Source organism: Aquabacterium sp. (assembly GCF_035476535.1).
Taxonomy (GTDB): Bacteria; Pseudomonadota; Gammaproteobacteria; order Burkholderiales; family Burkholderiaceae_C; genus Pseudaquabacterium.
In genome coordinates, this window is the sequence record NZ_DATILJ010000165.1 from 1 (window position 1) to 14,522 (window position 14,522).

The following is a 14,522-nucleotide window of genomic DNA, read 5'->3' on the forward strand; positions in this document are numbered from 1 at the left end:
GCCGAACTCGGCGCCTTGCGCGAGGCGATGGCTCGTGCCCAGCGCGAAGCCGCGGAGCACGCCGCGCGCGAGCGCGAACACCAGCGCCGGCTGCAGACCCAGCATGACTTGTTCGCGCGCAGCGTCGGCCCGGTGCACCGGCTGCGCGACCGCCGTCTGGCCGAGATCCACCGTCCGCGCCCGGCACCCCACCCGCGCCAGCGCGAACTGGACGAACAAGCAGCGGTGCGTGAATCGATGTCCGACGAGGTCAACCTCGAATCCTTGCTGCTGACCGATGACGGCCTGAGCTTTCGCCGGCCCGGCATCGGCCCCGAGGTGGTGAACAAGTTGCGCCGTGGCCACTGGGCGCTGCAAGGCCAGATCGACCTGCACGGACTGAACCGCGACGAGGCGCGCAACGCACTGGCCGACTACATCCGCGAATCGCAGCGCCGCGGCATGCGCTGCGTGCGCGTGGTGCATGGCAAGGGCCATGGCTCGCCGGGGCGGCAGCCGGTGCTGAAGGCCAAGGTGCAGCGCTGGCTGGCGCAACGCGCCGAGGTGATTGCGTTCACGCAGGCCACGGGGCCGCAGGGCGGCGCCGGGGCTCTGGTCGTGTTGCTGGCCGGGACTGGCCGCTAGGAACAGCTTCTCCGACGGCCCGACTTTGCATGCCGGGCCGCTTCGCCAGGCGCAAGACGGTCCGCAGGGACTGTCTTGCGTCCGGGCTCAGCCACCCTTGTTGCGCATCCAATCGGCGGTGCCGAAAAAGCTCTCGGCCAGACGCTGCGCGAGCGCCGGATCCACGGCCTGCTCTTCCATCGCACTGAGCATGCAGGCCATCCACTGGTCGCGCTCCCGCAGCCCGATCGCATACGGCAGATGCCGCGCGCGCAACATCGGGTGGCCGAAGCGCTCGATGTAGTGGTTCGGCCCACCCAGCCAGCCGCACAGGAACCAGAACAGCTTGTCGCGTGAGCCGTCCAGCGTGGCCGGGTGCAGCGTGCGGATCGCCGTGAACGCCGGTTCCAGATCCATCAGGTCGTAGAAGCGGTCGACCAGCGCGCGCACGCTGGCCTCACCGCCCAGCGTCTCGAACGGCGTCACCGCCGCGTCGCTTGCGTCGTCCATGCCGCGTCAGCCCACCAGCTTCGCAGCCGCAGCCACGATGGCTTGCGCGGCGGTGCAGCCCGGCAAGGCTTCGAGCAGCAACTGGCGTCGCTGCACGGTTTCGCGCACGGCGTTGTCCTGCGGCACGTCGCCGATGTGGTCAAGCCGCACAGGCTTGGGCAGCTTGCCGTTGACGAAGCGGTCCACCACCTGCTGCAGCTGGGCACGCACCGCGCGGCCTTCACCGGACTTCTGGGTCTGGTTCACCAGCAGCCGCATCGGCCGCGCCGCCTGCGTCGAGGCCAGCACCTTCACGGTGGCATACGCATCGGCCAGCGAGGTGGGTTCGGGCGTCGCGACGATCAACACCTCGTCGGCCAAGGACACCGTGAACAGCACCACGTCGGAGATGCCCGCGCCGGTGTCCAGCAGCACGTGGTCATAGCGCGGCCGCACACGGGCGATGACGTCGAGCAGCTTGTCGCGCACCTCGGGGGTCATGCGCGAATACTCGACCAGGCCGGAGCCGGCCAGCAGCACCGAGAAACCGCCCGGCGCCGGCAGGATCGCGTCTTCCAGCGGCGTGCGGCCGGTGAACACATCGTGCAGCGTCAGCCGCGAATACAGGTTCAGCACCACGTCCAGGTTGGCCAGGCCCAGGTCGGCGTCGAGCACCAGCACGCGCTCGCCGCGGCGCGCCAATGCCGCCGCCAGGTTGGCGGTGACAAAAGTCTTGCCGACACCGCCCTTGCCGCTGGTGACCGCGGTGATCCGCGCGCCTTTCACCGGCGCTCCCGGCTCTTGCGGGGCCGTCTGCGCTGTATCACTCATTCAAAGTCCTGAAACTGAGACGTGCCGTACAGCATGACTTTTTCCTCGACGCTCACCGAGGACACGGCCGATGCTTCCAGGCACACGCGGTCACGGCCTTCGGCCTTGGCGCGGTAGAGCTGGCGATCGGCGCGTTGCATCCACAGCTCGGTCGAGGAACGCACCCATTGCTGCGCGAACGCACCGCCGACGCTGACAGTCACCGTCACCGCGCCGCCTTCATACAGCGGCACCGAGGTGCGTGCGACCCGGTGGCGCACCCGCGTGGCCACCTGCGGGCCGAAGGCGGCCGGGCAGTTGGGCAGCATGATCGCGAACTCTTCGCCGCCAACCCGCGCCACCAGATCCATCGGCCGCACGGTGACGGCCAAGGCTTCGCTGACGGCACGGATCACCTGGTCGCCCACCGCATGGCCATAGGTGTCGTTGATGCGCTTGAAATGGTCGATGTCCACCACCAGCAGCAGCGCTGATTCGCCGGAGCGGGCAACGCGATCGACCTCGCGCGCCAGCGCCACTTCGAAATAGCGGCGGTTGGCCAGGCCGGTCAGTGGATCGCGGCTGGAGAGGTCGACCAGGCGGTCGATCAACTCTTGCAGCCACGGCTCGGAGCCTGGCAGGCCGGCCGGCTCACCGTGCCCCGAATGGCGCAGCAGCGCAAGCGCCGACTCCAGCCTCAGGGCCGGGGGAATGCTCAGGTGCTGGTGCGAAGGAAGGGCGTCCACGGTACTGCAGGGTGCGGAATGAGCGGCAGTCTAGCAGCGCCCCCCTGGGTCACGGAGCCGCGAAATACGGCCGGAACCGGGCTTACTTCAGTCGCTTGCGGCCAACCCGGCTCGGTGAGACTGGCCATCACGCGCCGGACTGCCCGGCCTTCCGATCGGCTTGCCCACTGTGATGCGCCACGAACCATGTCTGATCTGACCATCGCCACCCGCCCCAGCGTTGCCAGCCCGGAGGCGGTTGACCAGGAGTTCACCTTCTCGAAGGCCGACTTCGAGAAGGTGCGAGAGCTGATCTACCAGCGCGCCGGCATCAGCCTGCATGCGGGCAAGCAGGCCATGGTCTACAGCCGCCTGTCGCGCCGGCTGCGCGACACCGGCCACCGCAGCTTTGCCGACTACTTGCACTGGCTGCAATCGCACATGGGCTCGGGTGGTGAAGCAGAGTGGCAGGAGTTCATCAACTGCCTGACCACCAACCTGACCTCGTTCTTCCGCGAAGACCACCATTTCCACGCATTGGCCGACGATCTGAAGGCGCGCAGCGGCCAGAGCCTGCGCATCTGGTGCAGCGCGGCGTCCACCGGCGAGGAGCCGTATTCGATCGCGATGACGGTGGTGGAGAGCCTGGGCGCCCAGGCCAACGCCAAGATCATGGCCAGCGACATCGACACCAAGGTGCTGGCCACCGGGCAGCGCGGTGTCTACGACGCCGATTCCCGCGGCCTGTCGCCACAGCGCCTGCAGCGCCATTTCCTGCGCGGCAAGGGCGCCAACGCCGGCTTCATCCGCGTCAAGCCCGAATTGGCGCGGCTGATCGACTTCCGCCCGTTCAACCTGATGACCCGCGACTGGTCGCTGGGCGAGCCCTTCGACCTGATCTTCTGCCGCAACGTGATGATCTACTTCGATGCGCCGACCCAGCGCGCCGTGCTGCAGCAGATGCACCGCGTGCTGCGGCCGGGTGGCCTGCTGTACGTCGGCCATTCCGAGAACTTTACCGAGTCGCGCGACCTGTTCAAGCTGCGCGGCAAGACGATCTACCAAAAGGTCTGACGCGACTTGCCGATATCTGCATCACGGCACATCCAGAACAAATCGCCCCAGGACCGCCCATGACCGCCTTCCCCGCTGCCAGCGCCGGCCTGGCCCCGCGCCCGCCCCTGCTGAATTCATCGCCCCGGCTCGAGAAGCTGAAGGCCTCCGCGCGCAAGCCCGGTGAAGCCTCGTTCTTCTACTGGGATGCCCATTTCAAGAACGATTCGGTCAAGGTGCTGCCCGGCGAATACTTCGTGCACGACGAAGACATGCTGATCACCACCACGCTCGGCTCCTGCATCGCCGCCTGCCTGTGGGACCGCGAACGCCGCATCGGCGGCATGAACCACTTCATGCTGCCCGACGGCGCCGGCGACTCGGGACGCTACGGCTCCTACGCGATGGAACTGCTGATCAACGAGATGATGAAGCGCGGTGCTTCGCGCATGACGATGGAGGCCAAGGTCTTCGGCGGCGGCGCGGTGATCAGCGGCATGACCAGCCTGAACGTCGGCGAGCGCAACACCCAGTTCGTGATCCAGTACCTGCAGACCGAGCGCATCCCCATCGTCAGCAAGGACGTGATGGACATTTACCCGCGCAAGGTGTGCTACCTGCCGGCCAGCGGCAAGGCGATGGTGAAGCGCCTGGCGCCGACCAATACCGATGCGCTGGTGGCCATCGACCGCGCAGCCGCGCAGAAGGCCGTGCCCACCACGACCGGCGGTGGTTCCGTCGATCTGTTCTGACCCCCTCCACGAGCGGAGACAAAAATCATGGCAAAGACCCGAGTGGTGGTGGTGGACGATTCCGCCCTGGTGCGTGGCCTGCTGGCGGAGATCATCAACAAGCAGACCGACATGGAATGTGTTGGCGCCGCCAGCGATCCCATCGTCGCCCGCGAGATGATCCGCAATCTGAACCCGGACGTGATCACGCTGGACGTCGAGATGCCGCGCATGGACGGCATCGATTTCCTGTCGAAACTGATGCGCCTGCGGCCGATGCCGGTGGTGATGGTCAGCACGCTGACCGAACGCGGCGCCGACGTCACGCTGCGTGCGCTGGAACTGGGCGCGATCGACTTCGTCGCCAAGCCCAAGATCGGCGTGGCCGATGGCCTGCGCCAGCTGGCCGAAGACATCACCGAGAAGGTCCGTACCGCGTCCAAGGCCCATGTGCGGCGCCTGCCGCCGGCTGCTGCGCCCGCCGGTTCGGCACCGGGCACGCCAGCCGCTGCCGGCGTGCGCCCGGCCGCACCGGTGGCCTCGCTCGGCCGGCTGTCGACCGAAAAGATCATCTTCATCGGCGCCTCCACCGGCGGCACCGAAGCGACCAAGGAAGTGCTGATGAACCTGCCGGCCGACGCGCCGGCGGTGGTCATCACCCAGCACATGCCGCCCGGCTTCACGCGCAGCTATGCCGCGCGCCTGGACGGGCTGTGCCGCATCCGCGTGAAAGAAGCCTCCGACAGCGAACGCGTGCTGCCCGGCCATGCCTACATCGCACCCGGCGGCTTTCACCTGACGGTGGAGCGCTCCGGCGCCAACTACATCGCCCGCGTGCGCGACGGCGACCCGGTGAACCGGCACAAGCCCTCGGTCGAGGTGCTGTTCGAATCCGCCGCGCGCGTGGTCGGCCAGAACGCGCTGGGCGTGATGCTCACCGGCATGGGCGCCGACGGTGCGAAGGCCATGAAGACCATGCGCGACGCCGGCAGCTACAACATCTGCCAGGACGAGGCCAGTTGCGTCGTCTTCGGCATGCCGCGCGAAGCGATCGCGCATGGCGCGGCCGACGAGGTGCTGCCGCTGCAGCGCATCGCCCCGGCCTTGCTGGAGCGTTTGCGCAGCACGGTGGGCGCGGCAATTCATCGGGTCTGATGCCCGACGGGTGCCGTCACCCGTACCAACGAACGCCGCCGCCGCCCAGGTCAGCCCGGGCCGCGCGCAGCGCGATCGAATCGAGGTCGCGGTGCGTGGCCGCCTGGTCACGCAACCAATCGGGTGCGCCGATGTCGCGCAGCGTCTTGTCGTTCAGCTCGATCGCGGCTTGCAGGTCCAGCATGGCTTCGGCGGGCTCGGCCACCGACCGGCGCAGCCGCCCCAAGCCCTGTTGTGCCGCATCCAGCCAGCGCTGCCACAGCGGGCGATACAGCGGAATCGTCATCGTGCAGTCGTTCATGGTGGTGCTCCGGGTGCGGGATTCGTGATTCAGTGCTGGTAAGCATAGACATCCAATAGCCGGCTGAAAATCGATACTTTCCGGCCAGATTGGTCGGCTATGCTTACCAGCATGGCCCGCCTGCCACTCAACACCCTGCCCACCTTCCGCACCGTCGCGCGCCGCGCCAACCTGCGCGCGGCGGCCGAAGAACTGCACCTGACGCACAGCGCCATCAGCCAGCAGATCCGGCTGCTGGAACAGCAGATCGGCTTCCCGCTGTTCGACCGCGTTGGCCGGCGCATGAGCCTGAATGCCGCCGGCGCCGCCCTGCTGCGCGCGGTAGAGCCGGCGCTGGCGCAGCTCGATGAAGGCCTGCGCGTCGCCGCGGCCACCGCGGCCGGCGACGAACAGCGTGTGCGCCTGACCGTGCTGCCCTCCTTCGCCCAGCGCTGGCTGCTGCCGCGCATCGGCCGCTGGCGGGAGCGCGAGCCCTGCATCGCGCTGGAGCTCGATGCCTCGCAACAGCTGGTCGACCTGCAGCGCGACGGCTTTCATGCCGCGCTGCGCCAGGGCTCCGGTCCCTGGCGCGGGCTGCGCGCGGAGCGGCTGATCGACTCACCGCGCATCGCCGTGGCCGCGCCCGACACCGCCCGCCGGCTGGCCGGTGCGGACGCGGCAACGCTGGCGCGCGAACCGCTGCTGGGTGACGCCGAACTGTGGCAGGAATGGTTTGCGTTGCGCGGCCTGCAGACCCGCGTGAGCCCGGTGGCCAGTTTCAACGACGCCGGCCTGATGCTGCAGGCCACCGAACAAGGCCTGGGCCTGGCGCTAACCCGTGAATTACTCGCCGCCGATGCGCTGCGCGACGGCCGGCTGGTGCGCCTGTCGCCCTTGACGCTGCAGGGCGAAGGCATCGACACCTTCTGGTTCGTCTACCCGCCGGCCCTGGCCGACTGGCCACCGCTGCTGGCGCTGCATGCCTGGTTGAAGGATGAGTTGCAGCTGTCGGCGCGTGAACTGGCCGGGCCGGCCCCGCCGACGAAGACGGTCAAGCCGGCGCCAGAAACAGCGACTGCAGATCCGTCAGGAAGTCGAAGCCGCGCGCCGTCGGCCACACGCGCGCGAAGTCGCGCGAAATAAGGCCTTTGGCCTCGGCCTGCGCCAGCGGCGCGGCAATCGCCGTCACCGGCAAACCGGTGCGGGCCGTGAAGTCGGCCAGCGCAAAACCTTCGCGCAAGCGCAGCGCATTGAGCATGTACTCGAACGGCAATTGTGCGCGCGGCACCTCGTCGTCATTGCTCATCGCCTGGCCGGCCAGCGCTTCCTGCATGTAGCGCTGCGGCTCGCGCCAGCGCACCTGGCGCAGCACGCGATGCGGGTAGCTCAGCTTGCCGTGCGCGCCGGCGCCGATGCCGAGGTAGTCACCGAACTGCCAGTAGTTCAGGTTGTGTTGGCTGCGGTGGCCGGGCCGCGCAAAGGCCGACACTTCATAACGCTGCAGATCCACGGCCGCGGTGCGTTCGCAGATCAGGTCCAGCATGTCGCTGGCCAGGTCGTCGTCGGGCAGCGCCTTCGGCGGCTCGATGGCGAATCGTGTGTTCGGCTCGATCGTGAGGTGGTAGATCGACAAGTGCGGCGGCGCGTAGGACAGCGCAGTGTCCACATCGACCTGCAACTGCGCCAGGCTCTGGCCCGGCAGCGCGTACATCAGGTCGATGTTGAAGGTCTCGAACGCGTCGCGCGCTTCGTCGATGGCCGCACGGGCCTGCGCGCTGTCGTGCACACGGCCCAGGCGCTTGAGCATGACATCGTCGAAGCTTTGCACGCCGATCGACAGCCGCGTGATGCCGGCGGCGCGAAAGGCCTTGAAGCGCTCGCGCTCGAAGGTGCCGGGGTTGGCCTCCAGCGTGATCTCGCAGCCGGCTTCCAGCGGCAGCCGCGCACGGATAGCCGCCAGCAGCCGGTCGATGCCTTCGGGCGAAAACAGGCTGGGCGTGCCACCGCCGATGAACACGCTGATCACCGGCCGGCCCCAGACCTGCGGCAGCGCGGCCTCGAGGTCGGTGATCAAGGCGTCGATGTAGCGGGTTTCGGGCGGGTTGCCGCCCGGCAGCGCGTGGGAATTGAAGTCGCAGTACGGGCACTTCATCAGGCACCACGGCAGGTGCACGTACAGCGACAGCGGTGGTGATTCACCGAGTTGCAGTGTGCCGGGCCGGAGGTAGCGTTCGACGAGGCTCATGGGGAATGTCGCATGGCCAGCCTAACGCGCAAGATGCCAGGCCTCGTGCAGCAGCGCACGCAGCGCCGCCGCCGAGCGGGCCCGGTGGCTGTGCGCGTTCTTCAGGTCGGTCGGCAACTCGGCCACCGTCGCGCCAAGCTCAGGAATGAACATCAGCGGGTCGTAGCCGAAGCCCTGCTCGCCCCGCGGCGCCAGCAAGATCTCACCGGGCCAGCGACCCACCGCAACCAGCGGTTCCGGATCATCCGCGGCCCGCACGGCCACCAAGGTGCTGATGAAGTGCGCGCGGCGGTCGGCCACGCCGGCCAGCTGCTGCAACAGCAAACCGTTGTTCAGCGCATCCTGCCGGCGGCGGCGGTCTTCGCGCGCTTCGCCGTCGATCAGCGCCACGTCGCCGGCGAAATGCGCCGAAACGACGCCCGGCGCGCCACCGAGTGCAAACACGCACAGCCCCGAGTCATCGGCCATCGCCGCGCCGCCGCAGGCAGCGGCCGCATGCCGCGCCTTGGCCAGTGCGTTCTCGACGAAGGTGTGGTGCGGCTCGTCGGCTTCGCTGACGCCCAGCGAGCCTTGCGTGACGATCTGAAGCGGCAACCCGCCCAGCAGCGCCTGCAGCTCGGTGAGCTTCTTCGCGTTGTTCGAGGCCAGCACCAGGCGCATGCTTCAGGCCTTGAGCGGCAGCTCGAGCGCGGTCTGCTGGGCTGCCACCAGTTCGCGGATGCCTTTGTCGGCCAGTGCCAGCAAAGCGTCCATCTCGGCGCGCGAGAACGCCGCGCCCTCTGCCGTGCCCTGCACCTCGACAAACCCGCCGCTGCCGGTCATCACCACGTTCATGTCGGTGTCGCAGGCCGAGTCTTCTGTGTACTCCAGGTCCAGCAAGGGCGTGCCGTCGACGATGCCCACTGACACCGCCGCCAGCGCATCCTTGATCGGGCTCTTGCTCAGCTTGCCCTGCGCGATCAGCCAGTTCACCGCATCCTGCGCCGCGACATAGGCGCCGGTGATCGCCGCGGTGCGGGTGCCGCCGTCGGCCTGCAGCACGTCGCAATCGATCAGGATGCTGCGCTCGCCCAAGGCCGCGAGGTCAAACACGCAGCGCAGCGATCGGCCGATCAGGCGCTGGATCTCCTGCGTGCGCCCGCTCTGCTTGCCGCGCGCCGCTTCGCGGTCACCGCGGGTGTGGGTAGCGCGCGGCAGCATGCCGTACTCGGCCGTCACCCAGCCTTCACCCGAGCCGCGCTTGTGCGGCGGCACCTTCTCTTCGACCGACGCGGTGCACAGCACCTGCGTGTCGCCAAAGCTCACCAGCACCGAGCCTTCGGCATGGCGCGTGAAGCCACGCTGGATCGAGATGGAACGCAAAGCATCCGCCGCACGGCCGCCCGCGCGTTGATAAACAGTCATTAAAAACCTCAGTGTTTCTTTTGCGAGGACTTACGGATGGCCTCGTTGATCTCGCGAATCGATCGCTCGATCTCGGCGTCGTCCAGCTCATCGGCCACCACGTCGCTGCCGGCCAGGCTGGCCTGGATGGTCGACGCGAAGACATCGTCGCCCAGTGATTGGGTGGATACGGCAATCGTCGAATCGTCTTCTTCGGCCGCTTCCCATTCCACCGCCAGCACGGTGACGTTGTCGCTCTTCTCGCCGGCATTGCGCAAGGCTTGCTCGGCCAGTTCAGGCACCGCGTCGGAGATCGGTCGCAGCGCCAGCTGCTCGGTGATCACCGCGTCGCTGACGCTGCCCCACAGCCCGTCGGAGCACAGCAGCACCTTGTCACCGGCCTGCATCAGCAGCGGGCCCGCGGTGTCGACCACCGGCTTGCCCGGCGAGCCGAGGCAGGTGAACAGCACGTTGCGGTTGAAGCGCTGCGCGATCGGCACCACCTGCGCCATGGTGTCCTGCAGCTCGGTATAGGAGTGGTCGCGGGTGCGGGCGATCAGCTTGTCGCCCCGCACCAGGTAGAGCCGCGAATCGCCGCAATGCGCCCAGTACGCCGCGTTGCCCTGCAGCAGGCAGGCCACGATGGTGGTGCGCGGGGTGTCGAGCAAGGCCTTGTCGGTGGCGTAGCGCAGCAACTGGTGGTGACCAGCGAGGATGGCGTCATGCAGGAAGCGCAACGGATCCTTCAGCCCCGGCTTGGCATCCCGCTGGAACATCGCGGCCAGCGTCTGCAGCGCCAGCTGCGAGGCCACTTCCCCTTCGGGGTGGCCGCCCATGCCGTCAGCCAGTGCAAACAGCCCGGATGAGCGGGTGTAGCAGTAGCCCATGCGGTCTTCATTCTTCTCGCGACCGCCCTTGCGGCTGACCTGGTAAACCGAAAATCGCATGACCACGATGTCGCTGCCGATCTGTACGGGTTAGGGCTTGGCGCCGGTCTTCAAGTTTTCGATCTGCAGCTTCAGCCGTTCACTGAAGCTCAGCTTGGTGTAGCGGCGCTCGGTCTCGCGCGAGAGTTCCTTCTGAAGCGCGAACACGCTTTGCGGGCGTGACAGCGGGTCGAGCGACATGCACCACTCGGTCACTTCGATCAGGTTGTCGGAGTAGACATTGCGCAGGCGCGACAGCGACAGCGCCAGGCGGTCTTTCTCGAGCCGCTGCGGTGCGTCGTTCGGCGGGTAGCCCTGCATGCAGGCGTAGATGCAGGCGCCGATGGCGTAGATGTCGGTCCACGGTCCCAGCGTGCCGTCGCGCCGGTACATCTCGGGCGCGGCGAAGCCCGGCGTGTACATCGGCCGGATGAAGTTGCCTTCCTTGCTCAGCACCTCGCGCGCCGCGCCGAAATCCAGCATCACCGCCTTGTTGTCGTTGGTGATGAAGATATTGGCCGGCTTGATGTCCAGGTGCAGCATCTTGTGCTGGTGCACGATGCGCAGGCCGCGCAGTATTTCGTCGAACAGGCTGCGAATGGTCGATTCGCGAAAAACCTTGTCGCGCTTCAAATCCCGCGCGGTGACGATGAAATCCTGCAGCGTATCGCCCTGCAGGTAGTTCATCACCATGTAGACGGTTTCGTTCTCGCGGAAGAAATTCAGCACCGAGACGACGCTGGAATGCGAGATCTGCGCCAGCGAGCGGCCCTCTTCGAAGAAGCTTTTCAGGCCCAGGCGGTACAGAGGCTGCTTCTCGGGCTTGACGCGCGGCGTCAGCTCTCCGGGTGAGCGCTCGGCCAGCGAGGCCGGCAGGTATTCCTTCACCGCCACCAGGTGCCGGTCGGCGTCTTCCGCCAGGTACACCACGCCAAAGCCCCCAGCCGCCAGTTTCTTGACGATCGAGTAACCCCCGACCACAGTGCCCGCAGGCAACGGGGCAGGTTTTGGCTTTGACATAATCGCGGTTTTCCCGAATGAAACAGGTCGATGGCAGTTTACAGCATGACCGGTTTTGGCAGCGCCATCTCCGGGGCAGCCGACAGCGCTGCCGCCAGCACCGACAGCGTGCCATCGAACACTTCGGCCGTGGGTGTCGAATTGCGTTCCGTCAACGGGCGTTTTCTCGACTTCAGCCTGCGCCTGCCGGACGAACTGCGCGGCCTGGAACCCGCGCTGCGCGAGTTGGTCGGCGCCGCGTTCCGGCGCGGCAAGATCGAATTGCGCCTGAGCACGCAGCGCGAGACCGACAGCGCCTGGCCCACGCCGCAGATGGACCAACTCAGCCGCTTGGCGCGGCTGGAATCCACCGTGCAGTCCTGGCTGCCGAAAGCCCGGCCTTTCAGCGTCAACGAAGCGCTGAACTGGTGCCGCACGGGCGGCAGCGCCGAACGCCTGGATGAAGCGGCGATGGAAGCGGCCCGCCGCGCGGTTGAGGCGCTGCGAGAAGCTCGCGCGCGGGAAGGCGCCCGGCTGGTGACGATCCTGATGGAACGCATTGACCACCTGCGCGCACTGGCCACCAAGGCCGCGCCCTTGCTGCCGGCAGTGGTGCAACGCCAGCAGCAGCGCTTCCTGGAGCGCTGGCATGAAGCGCTGGCCAACGCCAGCGCCGGCACCACCGTCAACGCCGAAGCGCTGCAGGAACGCGCGCTGAACGAAGCCGCGGCCTACGCACTGCGCATCGATGTGGCCGAAGAACTCTCGCGCCTGCAGGCCCACCTGGACGAGATCACCCGCCTGCTCAAGGCCGGCGGCGAACTCGGCAAGCGCCTGGACTTCCTGATCCAGGAACTGCACCGCGAGGCCAACACCCTGGGATCGAAGTCCTCGGCGCTGGAACTGACCAATATCTCGGTCGAGATGAAGGTGGCGATCGAGCAGATGCGCGAGCAGGTGCAGAACATAGAGTGAGTTTTCAGGGGGTCCCGGACGATCCCCGAAAACAAGCCAACCTCTTGTCGTGTAAGGATATTTTGTCTCAGACCGTCCCAGGGCGTAGCAGCGAAGCGCGCGCAACCTGTGGGGTTTATTGTGGGGGTTTTCGGGTTCGCGGCGCTCTTGGCGCGTTCACCCGACAAAAACCCCCACAGCCTCACAGGAGTCTCTGGGACATGAGCACACAGCAACGACCGACTACCGACCGCGAACTCAAGGCATGGCTGGCTTCGGGTGCCGTGGATCGCGGTGTTGGCGAAGGCCTGACCTTCGTTGCAAGCACCACCGCAGCGCAGGCTGGCAAGGCCTCGTGGGTCCTTCGGTACCGGCTGAACGGGCATGCCAAGGAAAAGGTGCTCGGGCGCTATCCGGAACTGTCGCTGAAGGATGCGCGCGAGCAGGCCCGTCAGGACCGCGCACAGGTTGAGCGTGGCATCGACGTGGCGGCAGCCAAGCAGGCGGAGAAGGCGCTGGTGCTCCAAGTTCCCACGGTACAACGGCTCGGTGAAGTCTGGTTCGCCAGGTACATCCAGCCACGCTACAAGCACCCGGAAGTCGTCGCCCGCGTGCTGCGCAAGCACATCAATCCTGTGCTCGGGTCGGTTGCACCATCGCACGTGCAGCCGGCGCACATCGACCAGGTGCTAGCGCGCATCGTCGCCGGCGGCGCGCCAACCGTCGCAAATGATGCACTGCGCTACATGAGCCGCATGTTCAGGATGGCAGTGCGCAATCACTGGATCGATCGAAATCCGGCCGCCGACTTCGACCTGATCGACGCCGGAGGCGACGAGATGTCGCGGGACCGGTGGTTGACCTCGGAAGAGCTGCAGCAGCTCGCCAGGTCCATGCGGACAACGCCGAACTTCGGGCGCGAGAACGAGCTGGCCGTGTGGCTTCTTCTCGCACTGTGTGTTCGCAAAATGGAGTTGCTGTCGGCACGCTGGGACGCCTTCGATCTTGACGCCGGCGTCTGGACTCTCGCCAGAGAGAGCACAAAGACCCGTTCGGCGATCCGCATTCCGCTCACGGAGCCCGTCATCGTGTGGCTGAAGGAAGCCAGGGTCTTCTCGTTCGGCAAGCCGTACATCTTTCCCGCCCGCCGGCTCGTCCGTCGTCGCCTGGGAGAGGCGCGAGGGAACCGGTTCGAGCACGTCGGCCCTGACACCTTGAACGTCGCGCTCAAGCGCCTGAAGGTGCTCGGCATCGAGCACTTCACCGTCCACGACATGCGCCGGACCGCAAGAACACATCTTGCCGGCCTCGGTGTGGACCGTTTCGTGGCCGAGCGGTCACTCAATCACAAGCTGGGCAACGTCGAGGGAATCTACAACCGGCACGACTACTTCGCCGAACGCAACGCCGCTCTGGGAGCTTGGGCGGCACTGCTTGCCCAGATCGAACACCGCGCGAAGGAACAGGCCCTGGGCCCGCAGTGCAAGAACGAAGGCCGTTTCCAGCATCATCCAGCACGATGCGCGCGCTAGCGTTGGAACGCTCGCACATTTTCTCGGAGGTCCGACATGCACAGCAACGCGTCCCAAGAACAGACGCCGCCGGTCGACTATTCAGCCTCGGCCTTTCTGCGCATGCCAAACGTCATCCGCATGACTGCGCGGCGAAGTAGCGTGCATCGACGCCTGGATAGGCGTCGTGCCACGACATAGGCCGGGCTCACGAGTTCATCGACCGGACAAACGCCGAGTGCGCCGTGCGACATGCGCATCGTGTTGTAGGCGAGGTCGCCCTTCACCGCCCGCTTGTACTTGCCCAGGTCCGGCATGATCTGCTTGCGGCCGGCCTCGCCGAAGCTGCGAACCCTTACACCGGTCTTCAATGAGACCTCGAGGATCGGCAACTCGGCATAACCCGTCTGGCTCCGTTGGCCGAACAGGCTGCCATTGCGAACCGTGCGCCAATGTGCCGGCACCTGGCCCAACCAGGGCAGGCCCGAGTCCTTGTAGTCTGCATACGGTTTGAGGTCAGCGATCACGCCGCATCCCCCTGCTCATCACCGTCCCACCGTTCGCGGTAGGCCTCGACGTAGTAGGCCGTGGCGGCCGGATCGATCTGCCAGTAATGCCGGCACAGCTGCCGGTACATCAGCACCACGGGCTCGTACCC

The 14,522-nt window shown here is 66.9% G+C and carries 17 protein-coding genes; 7 read left to right on the top strand and 10 right to left on the bottom strand.

The window, feature by feature from the left end; genetic code table 11:
* Positions 1–624 (top strand): Smr/MutS family protein (locus VLK61_RS15985; RefSeq protein WP_325422604.1); only part of this gene is annotated, 624 nt, incomplete at its 5' end.
* 87 nt (positions 625–711) lie between these two features.
* Here VLK61_RS15985 and VLK61_RS15990 read toward each other — a convergent pair.
* From VLK61_RS15990 to VLK61_RS16000, 3 genes are read right to left on the bottom strand one after another with little or no spacing between them, the layout of a single operon-like run.
* A complete protein-coding gene (locus VLK61_RS15990) occupies positions 712–1,113 on the bottom strand; it encodes a group II truncated hemoglobin (RefSeq protein WP_325422605.1) in 402 nt (133 codons plus the stop codon).
* Positions 1,114–1,119: 6 nt separating this feature from the next.
* Positions 1,120–1,923 (bottom strand): MinD/ParA family protein, encoded by an 804-nt coding sequence (locus VLK61_RS15995; protein WP_325422606.1) that lies wholly within the window; start codon positions 1,921–1,923, stop codon positions 1,120–1,122.
* Positions 1,920–2,648 carry a GGDEF domain-containing protein gene (locus VLK61_RS16000; protein WP_325422607.1) on the bottom strand — a complete coding sequence of 243 codons (729 nt, stop codon included), beginning with the start codon at positions 2,646–2,648 and terminating at the stop codon, positions 1,920–1,922. The genes VLK61_RS15995 and VLK61_RS16000 overlap by 4 nt, the downstream gene beginning before the upstream one ends.
* Positions 2,649–2,834: 186 nt before the next feature.
* On the opposite strand from VLK61_RS16000, the gene VLK61_RS16005 reads away from it, so the two are divergent.
* From VLK61_RS16005 to VLK61_RS16015, 3 genes are read left to right on the top strand one after another with little or no spacing between them, the layout of a single operon-like run.
* Positions 2,835–3,701 (top strand): CheR family methyltransferase, encoded by an 867-nt coding sequence (locus tag VLK61_RS16005; protein WP_325422608.1) that lies wholly within the window; start codon positions 2,835–2,837, stop codon positions 3,699–3,701.
* 59 nt (positions 3,702–3,760) lie between these two features.
* Positions 3,761–4,432 (top strand): chemoreceptor glutamine deamidase CheD, encoded by a 672-nt coding sequence (gene cheD / locus VLK61_RS16010; RefSeq protein WP_325422609.1) that lies wholly within the window; start codon positions 3,761–3,763, stop codon positions 4,430–4,432.
* A gap of 27 nt (positions 4,433–4,459) precedes the next feature.
* Positions 4,460–5,566 carry a protein-glutamate methylesterase/protein-glutamine glutaminase gene (locus VLK61_RS16015; protein ID WP_325422610.1) on the top strand — a complete coding sequence of 369 codons (1,107 nt, stop codon included), beginning with the start codon at positions 4,460–4,462 and terminating at the stop codon, positions 5,564–5,566.
* A gap of 16 nt (positions 5,567–5,582) precedes the next feature.
* On the opposite strand, the gene VLK61_RS16020 is transcribed toward VLK61_RS16015, so the two are convergent.
* Positions 5,583–5,867: a hypothetical protein gene (locus VLK61_RS16020; protein WP_325422611.1), complete on the bottom strand. Its 285-nt coding sequence runs from the start codon at positions 5,865–5,867 to the stop codon at positions 5,583–5,585.
* A gap of 99 nt (positions 5,868–5,966) precedes the next feature.
* Between VLK61_RS16020 and VLK61_RS16025 the strand changes: the two genes are divergently transcribed.
* Positions 5,967–6,989 carry a LysR substrate-binding domain-containing protein gene (locus tag VLK61_RS16025; protein ID WP_325422612.1) on the top strand — a complete coding sequence of 341 codons (1,023 nt, stop codon included), beginning with the start codon at positions 5,967–5,969 and terminating at the stop codon, positions 6,987–6,989.
* On the opposite strand, the gene hemW is transcribed toward VLK61_RS16025, so the two are convergent.
* From hemW to VLK61_RS16050, 5 genes are read right to left on the bottom strand one after another with little or no spacing between them, the layout of a single operon-like run.
* Positions 6,898–8,091 carry a radical SAM family heme chaperone HemW gene (gene hemW / locus VLK61_RS16030; RefSeq protein WP_325422613.1) on the bottom strand — a complete coding sequence of 398 codons (1,194 nt, stop codon included), beginning with the start codon at positions 8,089–8,091 and terminating at the stop codon, positions 6,898–6,900. The two genes, VLK61_RS16025 and hemW, sit on opposite strands and share 92 nt — an antisense overlap.
* 21 nt (positions 8,092–8,112) lie before the next feature.
* Positions 8,113–8,751: a non-canonical purine NTP pyrophosphatase gene (locus tag VLK61_RS16035; protein WP_325422614.1), complete on the bottom strand. Its 639-nt coding sequence runs from the start codon at positions 8,749–8,751 to the stop codon at positions 8,113–8,115.
* A 3-nt stretch (positions 8,752–8,754) separates the two neighbouring features.
* On the bottom strand, positions 8,755–9,495 hold the full coding sequence (rph, locus tag VLK61_RS16040; protein ID WP_325422615.1) for a ribonuclease PH: 741 nt from the start codon (positions 9,493–9,495) through the stop codon (positions 8,755–8,757).
* Between the two features lie 8 nt (positions 9,496–9,503).
* Positions 9,504–10,421, bottom strand: a complete 918-nt coding sequence (locus VLK61_RS16045) for a PP2C family protein-serine/threonine phosphatase (protein WP_325422616.1) — start codon at positions 10,419–10,421, stop codon at positions 9,504–9,506.
* Positions 10,422–10,451: 30 nt separating this feature from the next.
* The gene (locus VLK61_RS16050; RefSeq protein WP_325422617.1) at positions 10,452–11,420 is read right to left on the bottom strand and encodes a serine/threonine protein kinase; all 969 of its coding nucleotides are present in this window, start codon (positions 11,418–11,420) and stop codon (positions 10,452–10,454) included.
* Positions 11,421–11,450: 30 nt separating this feature from the next.
* On the opposite strand from VLK61_RS16050, the gene VLK61_RS16055 reads away from it, so the two are divergent.
* Entirely contained in the window at positions 11,451–12,374 is a 924-nt protein-coding gene (locus tag VLK61_RS16055) for a YicC/YloC family endoribonuclease (protein WP_325422618.1), read from the top strand.
* Between the two features lie 200 nt (positions 12,375–12,574).
* Positions 12,575–13,885: a tyrosine-type recombinase/integrase gene (locus tag VLK61_RS16060; RefSeq protein ID WP_325422619.1), complete on the top strand. Its 1,311-nt coding sequence runs from the start codon at positions 12,575–12,577 to the stop codon at positions 13,883–13,885.
* 77 nt (positions 13,886–13,962) lie between these two features.
* On the opposite strand, the gene VLK61_RS16065 is transcribed toward VLK61_RS16060, so the two are convergent.
* Complete coding sequence (locus VLK61_RS16065; RefSeq protein ID WP_325422620.1) at positions 13,963–14,391, bottom strand: hypothetical protein; 429 nt, start codon at positions 14,389–14,391, stop codon at positions 13,963–13,965.
* Positions 14,392–14,522: the final 131 nt, after the last annotated feature.